This window comes from uncultured Ruthenibacterium sp., assembly GCF_963558415.1.
Lineage (GTDB): Bacteria > Bacillota > Clostridia > Oscillospirales > Ruminococcaceae > Ruthenibacterium.
Window position 1 is genome coordinate 30,499 of the sequence record NZ_CAUWGY010000017.1, and the last position, 13,027, is coordinate 43,525.

General features: G+C 57.8%; 10 protein-coding genes and 1 other annotated feature. Of the genes, 1 reads left to right on the forward strand and 9 read right to left on the reverse strand.

The features are described 5' to 3' along the window. Positions 1-11: 11 nt before the first annotated feature. Entirely contained in the window at positions 12-1,427 is a 1,416-nt protein-coding gene (gene uxaC, locus AB5H98_RS04785; RefSeq protein ID WP_367924783.1) for a glucuronate isomerase, read from the reverse strand. 972 nt (positions 1,428-2,399) lie between these two features. Between uxaC and aroF the strand changes: the two genes are divergently transcribed. Beyond that, a complete protein-coding gene (gene aroF / locus AB5H98_RS04790) occupies positions 2,400-3,413 on the forward strand; it encodes a 3-deoxy-7-phosphoheptulonate synthase (protein WP_367924784.1) in 1,014 nt (337 codons plus the stop codon). A 40-nt stretch (positions 3,414-3,453) separates the two neighbouring features. Here aroF and AB5H98_RS04795 read toward each other — a convergent pair whose 3' ends face one another. From AB5H98_RS04795 to AB5H98_RS04830, 8 genes are all read right to left on the reverse strand, one after another. After that, positions 3,454-4,272: a MetQ/NlpA family ABC transporter substrate-binding protein gene (locus AB5H98_RS04795; RefSeq protein WP_367924785.1), complete on the reverse strand. Its 819-nt coding sequence runs from the start codon at positions 4,270-4,272 to the stop codon at positions 3,454-3,456. A 22-nt stretch (positions 4,273-4,294) separates the two neighbouring features. Next, the gene (locus tag AB5H98_RS04800; protein WP_367924786.1) at positions 4,295-4,963 is read right to left on the reverse strand and encodes a methionine ABC transporter permease; all 669 of its coding nucleotides are present in this window, start codon (positions 4,961-4,963) and stop codon (positions 4,295-4,297) included. Positions 4,964-4,966: 3 nt separating this feature from the next. Next, the gene (locus AB5H98_RS04805; RefSeq protein ID WP_367924787.1) at positions 4,967-5,710 is read right to left on the reverse strand and encodes a methionine ABC transporter ATP-binding protein; all 744 of its coding nucleotides are present in this window, start codon (positions 5,708-5,710) and stop codon (positions 4,967-4,969) included. A gap of 51 nt (positions 5,711-5,761) precedes the next feature. Next, positions 5,762-6,016 (reverse strand) — a binding site (T-box leader). 35 nt (positions 6,017-6,051) lie between these two features. Beyond that, positions 6,052-8,322 (reverse strand): glycoside hydrolase family 2 protein, encoded by a 2,271-nt coding sequence (locus AB5H98_RS04810; RefSeq protein WP_367924788.1) that lies wholly within the window; start codon positions 8,320-8,322, stop codon positions 6,052-6,054. Beyond that, positions 8,319-9,722 carry an MFS transporter gene (locus AB5H98_RS04815; protein ID WP_367924789.1) on the reverse strand — a complete coding sequence of 468 codons (1,404 nt, stop codon included), beginning with the start codon at positions 9,720-9,722 and terminating at the stop codon, positions 8,319-8,321. Before AB5H98_RS04815 ends, AB5H98_RS04810 begins: the two co-directional genes overlap by 4 nt. 95 nt (positions 9,723-9,817) lie before the next feature. Continuing rightward, positions 9,818-10,810: an AraC family transcriptional regulator gene (locus AB5H98_RS04820; RefSeq protein WP_367924790.1), complete on the reverse strand. Its 993-nt coding sequence runs from the start codon at positions 10,808-10,810 to the stop codon at positions 9,818-9,820. 108 nt (positions 10,811-10,918) lie between these two features. Beyond that, a complete protein-coding gene (purB, locus tag AB5H98_RS04825) occupies positions 10,919-12,355 on the reverse strand; it encodes an adenylosuccinate lyase (RefSeq protein ID WP_367924791.1) in 1,437 nt (478 codons plus the stop codon). Between the two features lie 28 nt (positions 12,356-12,383). Continuing rightward, a partial coding sequence (locus tag AB5H98_RS04830; protein WP_367924792.1) for a phosphoribosylformylglycinamidine synthase subunit PurQ occupies positions 12,384-13,027 on the reverse strand: 644 nt, incomplete at its 5' end.

Below are 13,027 nucleotides of genomic sequence, written 5' to 3' on the forward strand. Positions count from 1 at the left end.
CTTTCCCTCCATCAAACGTCAAAACCAAAGAACTTCACGGTGTTGTTGTAGCTGATGTCCTCCACGAGCTGGCCCAGAGTTTCCATATCAGCATGATACTCGCCGTTCTCCACCAGATTGCCGATCCAGTTGCACAGAATGCGGCGGAAATACTCGTGACGAGTATAGCTCAAAAAGCTGCGGGAGTCGGTCAGCATACCGATGAAGTTGCCCAGAACGCCCAGGTTCGCAAAGTCGGTCAGTTGTTTCTCCATACCGGTCTTTGTATCATTGAACCACCAAGCAGAACCCATCTGGATCTGGCTGGCGCACTGGCCGTCGACCTGGAAAGCACCCGCCAGGGTCATGATGGTCTCGTTGTCGTACTGGTTCAGGCTGTACAGCACCATCTTGGGCAGATCGCCGGTCATTGCCATGGCATCCATCAGTTTGCCCAAATCGTCTGCGCCGTGGGTGTTGGAAACTGCGTCAAAGCCCGTGTCGGGACCCAGTTTCTTGTACCAGGCGGTGTTGTTGTCGCGGATGCAGCCAAAGTGAATCTGCATGACCCAGCCGTACTCTTTGTATTTTTTCGCCACGGCCAACAGGCACGCAGTCTTGTATTTGTTCAGCTCTTCTGCGCTGATGGCGCCGCCGGCCAAGCCTTTGGCCACGATGGCATTCAGCTCTTCTTCGGTGGCATCGGCGTACACGGCATAATCCAGCGCGTGGTCGGATGCACGGCAGCCCATCTCATTGAAGAAGTCGATGCGGTTGTACAGAGCTTTCACCACGTCGGCAAAATTCTTGATCTCCACACCGGAGACCTCAGCCAGTTTCGCCATGTAGGAAGCGTACTCAGGTTTGTGAATGTTGAACGCCTTGTCCGGACGGAAGGCAGGCAGAACTTTCACCTTGCAGGTGGGGTCGGCCTTGATCTTCTTGTGCCACTCCAGGCTGTCCACAGGATCGTCGGTGGTGCAGATCAGCTTTACGTTGGACTGATCGATGATGCCGCGCACGGACATGTCCGCATCTTTCAGGCGGGCATTGCACTTGTCGTAAATGGCCTTGGCGGATTTGCCGTTCAAAGGCTCGGTGATGCCGAAGTATTTCTTCAGCTCCAGATACGTCCAGTGATACAGGGGGTTGCCGATGGCGCGGGGCAGAGTCTCCGCCCATTTCTCAAAGGTGCGGTACGGATCGGTGTCCTTGGAGCCGGTGATGTCGGCTTCCTGCACGCCGTTGCAGCGCATGGCACGCCATTTGTAATGGTCGCCGCCCAGCCACACTTCGGTGATGGAGTCGTAGCGTTTGTCCTCAGCGATCTCCTGCGGATTGATGTGGCAGTGATAGTCGATGATGGGCATTTTCGCCGCGTGCTCGTGGTACAGCCGGCGGGCGGTTTCAGTCTCCAGAAGGAAATTGTCGTCCATAAACTGTTTCATTCGAGTCCTCTCCTTACATTTGTATGATGATTTCACGCCTTTTCCCGGCGCGTTTTTTCCTAACAACAGTATTATAGCACAGCTTTCCGGCTTGTACAGCAGATTTTTTGTGCAATTCTTTGCGATTCTTGGCCTCTATTTTCACGGTTCGCTGAAAATGAAAGCGCTTCCTTTTTCAGATATCAGACATATAAACAGGTAAATTTATTATTTGTACGATTTTTTATTGTCGTTCTTTCACAAAAAAAGACCTCACAATTTTTACAAAATTTCTACAAAAAAAATTCGCAAAAGGCTGGTAAAATAAAGGTGTTCCAAAAATCGGCGCAAGAACCCCGATTCCACTGTACGCAAAGCGGTGGGGCCGGGGTTTTTGCGTGCGGGACCCGGGGCGGCGATGTGCCGCACTGGGACGCAAAAATACGGGCCATGGGATGGCCCGGAACCGGCTTGCCCGGTTTTTCGCAAGAAAAACGCAGAGCGACTTAAGCTCTGCGAGGGCCGGGGTTTCGAGCGGGGACCTGGAGCGGGGCCGTGCACCGGTCCGGGGCGAGAAACAGGGCTGCCTGCGGCAGTCCTGACCGGCCGCCCGGTTTTTCGAAGAAAAACGCCCGCCTTGCTTGTGGCTCTGCGAGGGCCGGGGTTTTTGCGTGCAGGACCCGGGGCGGCCATGTGCCGCACTGGGACGCAAAAATACGGGTCATGGGATGGACGCGGCCGGGGCGTTTTAAAAAAACACTTGACAGCGCGCTCTTGGGCGCGTATACTCGAACCAAATCAAGAAAGGTGCGGTTTTCGATGCGCGGTACGAACAATCAGTTTGCATATCGCTTTTATGGCTATTCCTATTACCCGGGGATGGCCCTGTTTGTCGTGGCGCTTTAAGACTGTATCGAACGCAGTTCTAAGGGCCGGCAGCGGGGTACGCTGCCGGCCCTTTTTATTTGTTTATGGGAAAGAGGGTATCTTGTTATGATCGTCATTTTCAAACCGAACGCATCCCCCGAAAAGGTGAAAGCGCTTTGCGCCCGCTTTGAGCAGGACGGGCTGAAGATCCACAACTCTGAGGGCGAACACACTCATCTCATCGGCCTGATTGGCGACACGTCCAGCGTGGACATTGATCTGGTGCGCGCCAACGACATCGTAGAGGACGTAAAGCGCGTGTCGGAGCCTTACAAAAAAGCCAACCGCAAATTTCATCCGGCGGACACGGTGGTGGACGTGGCGGGGCACAAAATCGGCGGCGGACACTTCACGGTGATGGCGGGGCCGTGCAGCGTGGAGAGCGCCGACCAAATCGTGGGCGTTGCCCGGGACGTACAAGCCAGCGGCGCGGGCCTTTTGCGGGGCGGCGCCTTCAAGCCGCGCACCTCTCCCTACTCTTTCCAGGGCATGCGGGCCGAGGGGCTGACGCTGCTGCGCAAGGCCCGGGAGGCCACAGGTCTGCCCATTGTGACCGAGATCATGAACACCGAGCACATCGGTCTGTTCGAGGACGTGGACATGATTCAGGTGGGCGCCCGGAACATGCAAAACTTTGAACTTTTGAAAGAACTGGGCAAGCTGAAAACGCCCATTCTGCTCAAGCGGGGATTGTCCAGCACGCTGGAAGAATTTCTTATGAGCGCCGAGTACATTATGGCCGGCGGCAACGAGAACGTAGTGCTGTGCGAGCGGGGCATTCGCACCTTTGAGACCAGCATGCGCAACACGCTGGACGTCAGCGCCATCCCCATGCTGAAGGCCAAGAGCCATCTGCCGGTGGTGGTGGACCCAAGCCATGCGGCGGGCATTGCCTGGATGGTGGAGCCGCTGGCCATGGCGGCCATTGCGGCCGGGGCGGACGGGCTGATGGTGGAAGTGCACAAAGACCCGCCCCACGCCAAGAGCGACGGCGCCCAGAGCCTGACCCCCGCCCAATTCGACGGGCTGATGAACAAGGTAAAAGGCGCGGTATCCTTCTTTGGCAAAGAGCTGAACTGAGTAAAAAAGCGGACGGCAAACTGCCGTCCGCTTTCTTTGTTTAACCCTGTTTTACTTCGTCCACGCTGGCGCTCTTGCCCGGGTACAGGCCCATGGGCTCGTAGTGCACGGTGGCCACGCTGACCAGGTGCGTGCCCTGCTCGGCGTTGAAATCGTCCAGATACGGCTGGTGCTGGAAGTAGTTTGCGTCCAGGCTGCCGTCCTCTACGCCGGTGTTGGGCATGACATAATCGTCAAACTCCACGATTTCCAAATTCACATTGTACTGTTCCAGAATGGGTTTTGCGTACTCCAGAATCTCTGCGTGGGGGCTGGGAGATGCGCCCACCTTCAAGGTCACGGGCTCTGCGATCTCGGGGATGTCCAGCTCCTGAGCACCCATGGGCATGACCACGCCGTTGTAGTTCTGGCTGATCCAGTCCTGCACGTCCTGGCTCATGAGCACCGCCACCAGCGCCTGCACCGCGGGATTGTTCTCGTTGCCCTCTTTGACACAAATCACATTGCCGTAGGTCTTTGCGGCTTCGGTGAGCAGCACCTTATCTGCGATGCCCGCGCCCGAGGCGTAGTTGCCGTTGATGACCGCCAGGTTCAGATCCGGCAGGCTGGCGGGCAGGTTGGCTGCCTCCATGGGCACGATCTCAATGTTGTAGGGGTTTTCGGCAATGTCCTTTTCGGTCGCCTCGAGGCCCACGCCCTCTTTCAGGGTGATGAGGCCCTGGTCTTGCAGCAAAAGCAGAGCGCGGGCTCCGTTGGTAGCGTCGGCCGGAATGCCGATCTGGACTTTTTCGCCTGCGCCGCAAGCGGCCAGGCTCAGCGCCAGCACCAAAGCCAGCGCCAAAGCAAATACTTTTTTCATCTTTCTCCACTCCTATTTGGTTTTATTTGTTTCGCTTGTCCGCCCGGCGGGCCAGGCGGTCAAAGAAAATCTGAATGATGCACACCAGCAAAATCAAAAGCACCACAGTGGCGTACATGACCGTGGTCTGGTAACGCTGATAGCCGTACCGGAAGGCAATGTTGCCCAGGCCCCCTGCGCCCACGCTGCCGGTGATGGCCGTGTAGCCCAGAATGGTGATGAGGCTGATGGACAGCCCCCGCAACAGGCTGGGCACGCTCTCCACCAGAAGCACCCGGGTGACGATCTGCCATTTGGTGGCGCCCATGCACTGGGCGGCCTCCAGAACGCCGTGGTCGATCTCCTCTAAGCTCTGCTCCACCATGCGGGCGATGAAGGGCGCCGCCGAGATGGTGAGCGGCACCAGCGCTGCCGTGGCGCCGATGGACGTGCCCACCAGAGCCCGGGTGAAGGGGATGATGAAGAACATCAAAATAATAAACGGAAGGCTGCGCAGAATGTTGACCACCCAGCCGAACACTGCGTTGAACCGGGGCGCCGGCGCGATGCCGCCGGGCTTTGTGATGGTGAGCACAACGCCCATGGGAAGCCCCAGCACATAGGCGAAAAAGGCCGACACCAGCGTCATATAAAGGGTCTCGAGGGTACCGGCCCACAAAAGAGAACCGTATTCTGTCAAAAACGCGCCCATGCTTTACGCCTCCTTTTCACTGAGCAATTGTTTTGCCACGTCGCTGCGGGGATTTTGGAACACTTCGGACACGGGGCCCGTCTCGGCCACCCGGCCGTCGCAAATGACCGCCACCCGGCCGCAGATGCGCCGCACCACGCTCAATTCGTGGGTGATGATGAGAATGGTGACCCCCAGCTTGCGGTTGATGTCCGCCAAAAGCCCCAGCATGGCCTTGGTGGTCAACGGGTCCAGAGCGCTGGTGGGCTCGTCGCACAAAAGGATCTCCGGCTTTGTGGCCAGGGCCCGGGCAATGGCCACGCGCTGCTTTTGCCCGCCGGATAACTGCGCCGGATAGGAGTTTGCCTTGTCGGAAAGGCCCACCAGCTCCAACAGCTCGTCCACCCGGGCAGCCACAGCGGCCTTGTCGAACCCTTTTTCCAGCTTCAAAGGAAAGGCCACGTTCTCGGCCACGGTCTTTTGCATGAGCAAATTGTAGCCCTGGAACACAATGCCCATTTTGCGCCGCTCGGCCCGCAGCTTTGCCCCGCTGAGGGCTGCCAAATCGCTTCCGTCCAGCACGATTTTGCCGCTGGTGGGTTTTTCCAGCATGGACAAACAGCGCAAAAGCGTAGACTTGCCCGCGCCCGACATGCCGATGATGCCGAAGATGTCCCCGTCCTGCACTTGCAGGCTCACATCTTCCAGAGCCGTGACTTTCTGCTGCCCCTGGCCAAACACTTTTGTGAGATGTTCTATTTCGATCAAAACGTTCACCTTTCCCTTTCAAGGCAATAAAAAACGCCCTCAGAGCATTGCTCCAAGGGCGATAAAATCGCGGTACCACCTTGTTTTCCCGCCGCTTTGCAGCCGGCGGTCTCATCCACTGCGGCCTGCGAATGAGACAGGCTTACAGCGCGGCACGATAACGGGTGCACCCGTCGCGAACTTACCTTTCGGCTCGCCCGCACGACTCGGGAACCATGTTCGGCCCTGTCCCCTTCGCCCCTTTTCACCAGCCGGGGCTCTCTTTGGAAGCTTCTCAGGACGTACTCTTTCCGTCGCAGTCTTTGGCGTATACTGCTATTATACAAACTTTCTCCGGTTTGTCAAGAGTTCTTTTCTTCGGGCCGGATGGGAATTTGATTGAGCTCCCGGTCCATGGCCGGCACAAGCTCCTTGGGCAAGCGCAGCACCGGAATCTTGGCCAAATCGCTCACGCTCATCTCCCCTGCGCGGCGAAAGCGCGGGTCCTTGAGCAGCGGGCCCAAAAATTTCATCACCACAGCGGCAGAGCGCTCGTCTTTGAGCAGCACTTCCAACGTATCTTTGGTGGAGTAGCACGCAGGGTCCAGCTTTGTCAATTCCGGGCCGGACAAGTCCAGCTTTTCGAACCAGTTGGCCACCAGGGCGCGGCCGTCCGGCTTTTGAGGCGCCAGGTAGGACGGGTCGGCCTCGGCCGTGCGCACCAGGTCCATCCGGTCCTCCCAGATTTGGCCGTTTTTGTCCCAGCCGCGGACCAAAACCTGGTTTTTGCCCATGGAAAGGCACACGTTCGGGAACACGGTCATGGGCTGCACATCGCTGCACACCGCCACGACCGCACCGTTGAGCGCAAGCTCCAGCTTTGTCAGATTGGACAGCACGGTCACATCGTTTTTCTCTTGGTGCCGATGCACAAACCGGGACCCGGCCAGCTTTACAAACGGCTCGCCGGACCAGTGGGCCTTGTACAGGTAAAAGGCATCCTTTTTCAGCTTGCGGTCGATGGTCACAAGCCCTTTCATATTCTGGCCTTTGCGGCCGCCCTCGTCCCGGCCGTCGCTGCCGAAATCCGCCAGATTCCAGGCGTAGCTGCCCAGCACAAAGGGTCTTTGCGCAAAAGCCCGCAGCGCATTGTCGCAGAACGAAAGCTGATACTCCTCGGTGTAGTCCTTGGCCTTGGGCGCATAGGTGTGATAAGCGGGATTGGTGTCTACACCGTACTCACTGACCAGCACAGGCACCCCGGGGTTCTGGGCATGGAAGGCGTCCAGACGCTGCTGCAGGCCCTCTTTTTCCCCGTAATACCAGCCATAGTACAAATTGTACCCGGTCAAGTCCGTGAGTGCGTGCAGAGAACTTTCGTTTTCCAGCGAATAGAGATTGGCCTGCGCGGTGGGACGGGTGGGGTCCAGCCGACGGGCCAGGCGGACCATCTGCTGTACTTGCCGATCCATGTCCGGGGTATGGCCCAGAATGGTCAATTCATTTTGCACGCCCCAACAGTACACACTGCAATGGTTTGCGCACTGCGCAATGAGTTTTTCAAGCTGGCGATGAATGTTGTCAAAGGCCGCCGGGTCCTTGGACAGCGTGCTGATGAACGGCACCTCGGCCCAGGCCAGAATGCCCTTTTCATCACACAGGCGGTAGAAATAGTCGTCGTGCTGGTAATGGGAAAGGCGCACCGTATTGGCGCCCAGCTCCAAAATCAGCTCCATGTCCCGGTCCATATGGGCCTTTGTCAGGGCGGGGCCCACGCCGCCGAAGTCCTGATGCCGGGCCACGCCCTTCAGCTTGATGGGGCGGCCGTTCAAGAACACGCCCTGCTCTGCGTCGAGCGTCAGCGTGCGGAAACCAAACGGAATCTGGCGAGCGTCCCAAAGGCGGCCCTGTGCGGACACGGACAGTTCCACCGTGTAGAGATACGGGTCCTCAACGCCCTGCCAGAGATGGGGCGCATCCAAGCGCAGCTCCATGGCAAAGGGCGTTTGCGGCGAAAGCAAAACGGTTTGCGTCTGCTTTGCCGCCACATCGCCCTGACGGCTGAGCACGCGGCAGCACACTTCGGCCTGCGCACAGGCAAGCTCGCTGACCAGCGTGCCGGTGGCGCGCAAAAGCCACCCGCCGTTTTCCATCTGGGCAAACAGGCGCACGCCGTCCCGGCTTTGGTCCAAAACGTCAAATCCCAGCGGAGTGCCCAAAACGAGGTTTACGTCCCGGTACACGCCGCCGTAAAAGGAAAAGTCGGCCGTCTGGGGATAGATTTTTTCCGAAGGGGTGTTGTCCGCCGTGATGCACACAGTGTTTTCCCCGGCATTGACGCAGCCGTTGAGCCGCACGCGGTACATGGAATAGGGACAGTCGTCCCGATGTATTTCGACGCCATTGACCGACACGGCGCTGGTCATGGCCGCGCCGTTGACCTCGAGAAACAGAGGCCTTTTCAGCATCTGCTCATCCACAAAAAACGTGCGCCGGTACTGCCCAACGCCTTTCCACATGGCGCCGGCCTGCCCGTCCTGGCCGTTCCAGGAGTGGGGCAGGTTCACCACTTCTTCGTCAAAGCCGTCCCGGCTCAGTGTCCAGCCCTCGTTCAGGCAAATGGTCTCAATCATGCGCTCACCTTTTCCTGACGGGCGGATTTGAGATGGTACATCTTCTCATAATCCTCCTGTGTGATGCCGTAGCGGCGCAAGGACAGGATGCTGGCCAAATCGCCCAGCAGCGGCGCGCCCAGGAAGATGGCAATGGTCATTACATAAAGCGCTGTGGTGGGCTGCGCACCGGAGACATAGCCGGCCAGGCCCATCATGATGCCCACCAGAGAAGAGCCGAACGAGCTGATGATCTTATCCAAAAGCGTGAAGGATGCACCGATGAGCGCCGGCATGAATTCGCCGGTCTTCATCTGATGATAGTCGATGATCTCGGCGATGAGCGGGTCTACGTTCTGGGCCGAGAAGCGGCGGAACATGGCGTTGGCGGCCATCAGCACGATGAACACCAGCAGCGTGCTGTCTCCGAAGGGACGGAACACGATCAAAAGCGCTTCCAAAACAAAGTTGGTGATGGAGCCCATCAGAGAGGCCCGTTTGCAGCCCATTTTCACGGCCACAAAACCCGCCACAAAGGCACCCAGCAGCGAGATGGGGGTGGACAGGCCGCTGACCAGCGGCTGCAGATCCAGATTCTGGACCGCGTACATGTAGAAATAAACGGTGCCTGCGCTCTGCATGGTGGCGGCCAACTTATCGGTGGAAGTGGCGATCAGCAGCATGCGCAAAGGCTGGTTTTGCCGCAACAGCGCAAAGCTTTTTTTGAACACGCCTTTTTCCACGGGTTTTGTGGCGGCGTCCTTGTAATTTTCCGGTTTATCTGCGGCGCTGATGGCATACAATGCGCCCAGCAGCAGCACAAAGTGCAGCACCACCGCGCCGGTGATGACCACCGCCCAGCCCTTGGCCGAGCTCATGCCGCCGAATTTGTTCAGCATGGGAACGATGAGAATGGTGACCAGCGCCCCCACCACGGTGCTGTAAATGCCGCCCGCAATGCCGGACAAAGGCCGCTTTTTCGGGTTCTTTGTCACGATGGCCAGCACCGATTTATTGACGGTGGTCATGCAGGTGTAACCCAGCACCCAAATGGCGTACCAGACAACGATCCACACAAGCCGCAAACTTTGAGGGATGTTCATGGACAACATGTAAATGGCCAGGCTGGACACGATCATTACCAGCGAGCCGATGACCAAAAACGGCCGGAATTTGCCAAACCGCGTCTCGGTGCGGTCGATGACCGACGCAATGAGCGGGTCGGTGATGCCGTCGAACAGGCGCATGGCCGTCATGAGAAAGCCCACCACCATCACGTTCAGCGCCAGCACCTCGGTGCAGTACGCCAAAAAGAACGTCAGGTTCAAAAGATAAAACACGTTCGACGCCGCCGAACCCAGAGGCGTCATGATCACGCGGAGATTTTCCCGCTTGGGAGCACTGTTTTCCGCCTTTTGCATAAGAAAATTCCTCCTTGACTTATTTTTTCTAGCTACATTATAAAGAACAAGAAAAATTTTCATCATGCAAAAAATACAGATGATCCTGTCTGTTTTTAAGATTTTTCCCTCTCGCGCCTATATTCCCCCGGGGAAATGCGGTATTTTTGCTGGAACACCTTATAAAAGCGCCCTTCGTTGGCATAGCCCACCTGCTCGGCGATGCGCCCGATCTTCCAATCGGTAGAGCGCAAAAGGCGCTGAGCTTCGGCCAGGCGGATGTCCGTGAGCATGTCCTTAAACCCTTTTCCTGTCTCCCGCTTGATGAGATTGCTCAGATAATTGGGGTGAAAATGCAGATGCTCGGCCGTGGAAAGCAACGTGGCATCCCGGTAGTTCTTTTGAAGATAGTCCATCACGCTGTCCCGCAGATGCTTTGTCTTTTGCAAAATCTGTTCGGCGCTGTCCACGCTCAGATCCCGGGAGATCTCGATGAACAAAAGCGAAAGGCAACTGACCATGCGCCCCATGTTGCCCCCGTCCTCGGAATAGTATTCGCACAAAATCTGACGCATCAGCTCCGCTTCAAAACTTTGTTCCGGCAGATGGTGCAAAACGTAGTGCCTGTCCTTGCTTTCAGAGTAAAGGCTGTTGACAATGTACGTAAACACGTAGTTTTCTTCCGAAAGCAGCGCCTGAAAGAGGGTGTCGAAAAAGTCGGTGGTCATGATGAGGTTGAACGCCCAGTCCCCTTCGCCCAGAGCCTGATTGGAATGGCTCACGTTGCAATCCAAAAGGCACAGATCGCCCGGGCGCATGACGATTTGCCGGCCTTCGATCTCCTGTGTGACTTGGCCGTTCATCACATAGATGAATTCAATGTACTCGTGGCGGTGCCGAGGCGTGGAATAATTGCGGGTCTTTTGGCGCACCACAAATTTCTGGGTTTTGACCTCCTCGTTGGGGATGGAAGTGAGCACCTGATGGCTGTCCAGCCCCACCACCACCTTGCTCAGGGTCTTTTCATCCAAGCCGTGAAAGCACACGGCCCCTTCCCGCTCCTGCCGGTCCAGATACTCCTTTAGCTGTTCGTATGTTTTGATTTTCATGTTCCGCCTCTCAAACCGCGCCCGCAGGCGCACATTCCGCCTTTTTTTGATTATAACACATCCGGACCAAAAAGGCGCCCCCTCGCCTGAGGGGGCGCCTTGGATGGCTTATACGGAAAGTTCTGCGCGGATGCTCAATGCGTCGGCGTGTTTTGCCAAAAGCGGGTCGATGACTTCGGCCAAAAACTCCTCGACCTGCTGCTCGGCGCGGCCGGTGAAGTCCTCGGGTCTCAAAATGGCCTCCACTTCGTCGTAGTCAAGGCCAAACGACGGGTCGGCGCAGATGCGCTCGATGAGGTCGTTCTTGCCGCCCTCTTCCTTGACCACTTTGGCGGCCTGCTGGGCGTAGACGCGGATCTTCTCGTGCAGCTCCTGGCGGTCGCCGCCCTTTTTCACGGCGCTCATCATGATGTTCTCGCTGGCCATGAAGGGCAGCTCGGCCATGATGCGGCTGCGGATGACCTTGGGGTACACCACCAGACCGTCGCACACGTTCAAAAGGATGTTCAAAATAGCGTCGGTGGCCAAAAACGCCTCGGCCACGGCCACGCGCTTATTGGCGGAGTCGTCCAGCGTGCGCTCGAACCACTGGGTGCCGGCGGTGAACGCGGGGTTGATGACGTCCGCCATCACGTAGCGGGCCAGGCTGCAAATGCGCTCGCAGCGCATGGGGTTGCGCTTATAAGGCATGGCGGAAGAGCCGATCTGCTGTTTTTCAAAGGGCTCCTCCATCTCCTTGAAGTTTGCCAAAAGCCGCACGTCGTTGCCGAACTTCATGGCGCTTTGGGCGATGCCGGAAAGCGTGCTGAGCACGTTGTAATCCACCTTGCGGGAGTAGGTCTGGCCGGACACGGGCACCACCTTGTCAAAGCCCATCTCTTTGGCGATGAACGCCTCCACGGCTTTGATTTTGGCGGCGTCGCCGTCGAACAGCTCCACAAAGCTGGCCTGGGTGCCGGTGGTGCCCTTGGAGCCCAGCAGCGCAAGGCTTGCGCGGCGGTGCTCCAGCTCGCACAAGTCCATGTACAATTCGTTCAGCCACAAAGTGGCGCGCTTGCCCACGGTGGTGAGCTGAGCGGGCTGCAAATGGGTGTAGGCCAGCGCGGGCATGCCCTTGTATTTGCGGGCAAAGTCCGCCAAAAGGCCCATGACGCCCAATAGCTTTTTCTGCACAAGGTCCATGGCCTCGCGCATGATGAGCACGTCGGTGTTGTCGCCCACGTAGCAGCTTGTGGCGCCCAGATGGATGATGCCTTTCGCCTTGGGGCACTGGACCCCATAGGCGTAGACGTGGCTCATCACGTCGTGGCGGCACTCCTTCTCCCGGGCGATGGCCACGTCGTAGTTGATGTCGTCCTTGTGGGCTTCCAGCTCGGCGATCTGCTCGTCGGTGATGGCAAGGCCCTGCTCCTTTTCGGCCTTGGCCAGAGCGATCCACAGCCGGCGCCAGGTGCGGAATTTGTTGTCCTCGGAAAAGATATACTGCATCTCCTTTGAGGCGTAGCGCGTCTCGAAGGGAGAGATATAACGGTCGTGTTGTGCCATAAAAAACCTTCCTTTACATCGATGATGCTCAAATCTTGAAGTAGTCCACGCCGCCCTCAAAGATCTGCTGCAGTTTGTTGCCGTCCACGTTCTTGTACAGATTGTCGCCCGAGCGCTCGGAGTGGCCCATTTTGCCGAAGATGCGGCCGTCCGGGCTGGTGATGCCCTCGATGGCAAGATAGCTGCCGTTGGGGTTGAAGCGCACGTCCATGGTGGGTTCGCCCGCCAAATCCACGTACTGGGTGGCCACCTGACCGTTTTTCACAAGGGGCTTTAGCGTCTCGTCGCTGGCCACGAACCGGCCCTCGCCGTGGCTGATGGCCACGGTGTGCACGTCGTCCACCTTGCAGCGGGACAGCCACGGGCTCATGTTGGAGGCCACGCGGGTGCGCACCAGCATGCTCTGGTGGCGGCCGATGGTGTTGAAGGTCAGGGTGGGGCAGCTTCGGTCGGTCTCGACAATGTGGCCGAAGGGCACAAGGCCCAATTTGATCAGCGCCTGGAAGCCGTTGCAGATGCCCAGCATCAGGCCGTCGCGCTCGTCCAGCAGCTTGTGGACTGCCTCGGTGAGCGCCGGGTTGCGCAAGAACGCTGTGATGAACTTGGCGCTGCCTTCGGGCTCGTCGCCGCCGGAGAAGCCGCCCGGCAGGAAGATCATCTGGCTGCGCCCGA

Bases quoted from the DNA above. Each gene is read 5' to 3' on its own strand.
- uxaC (WP_367924783.1), bottom strand. From the start codon at position 1,427: ATGAAACAGTTTATGGACGACAATTTCCTTCTGGAGACTGAAACCGCC.
- aroF (WP_367924784.1), top strand. From the start codon at position 2,400: ATGATCGTCATTTTCAAACCGAACGCATCCCCCGAAAAGGTGAAAGCG.
- AB5H98_RS04795 (WP_367924785.1), bottom strand. From the start codon at position 4,272: ATGAAAAAAGTATTTGCTTTGGCGCTGGCTTTGGTGCTGGCGCTGAGC.
- AB5H98_RS04800 (WP_367924786.1), bottom strand. From the start codon at position 4,963: ATGGGCGCGTTTTTGACAGAATACGGTTCTCTTTTGTGGGCCGGTACC.
- AB5H98_RS04810 (WP_367924788.1), bottom strand. From the start codon at position 8,322: ATGATTGAGACCATTTGCCTGAACGAGGGCTGGACACTGAGCCGGGAC.
- AB5H98_RS04815 (WP_367924789.1), bottom strand. From the start codon at position 9,722: ATGCAAAAGGCGGAAAACAGTGCTCCCAAGCGGGAAAATCTCCGCGTG.
- AB5H98_RS04820 (WP_367924790.1), bottom strand. From the start codon at position 10,810: ATGAAAATCAAAACATACGAACAGCTAAAGGAGTATCTGGACCGGCAG.
- purB (WP_367924791.1), bottom strand. From the start codon at position 12,355: ATGGCACAACACGACCGTTATATCTCTCCCTTCGAGACGCGCTACGCC.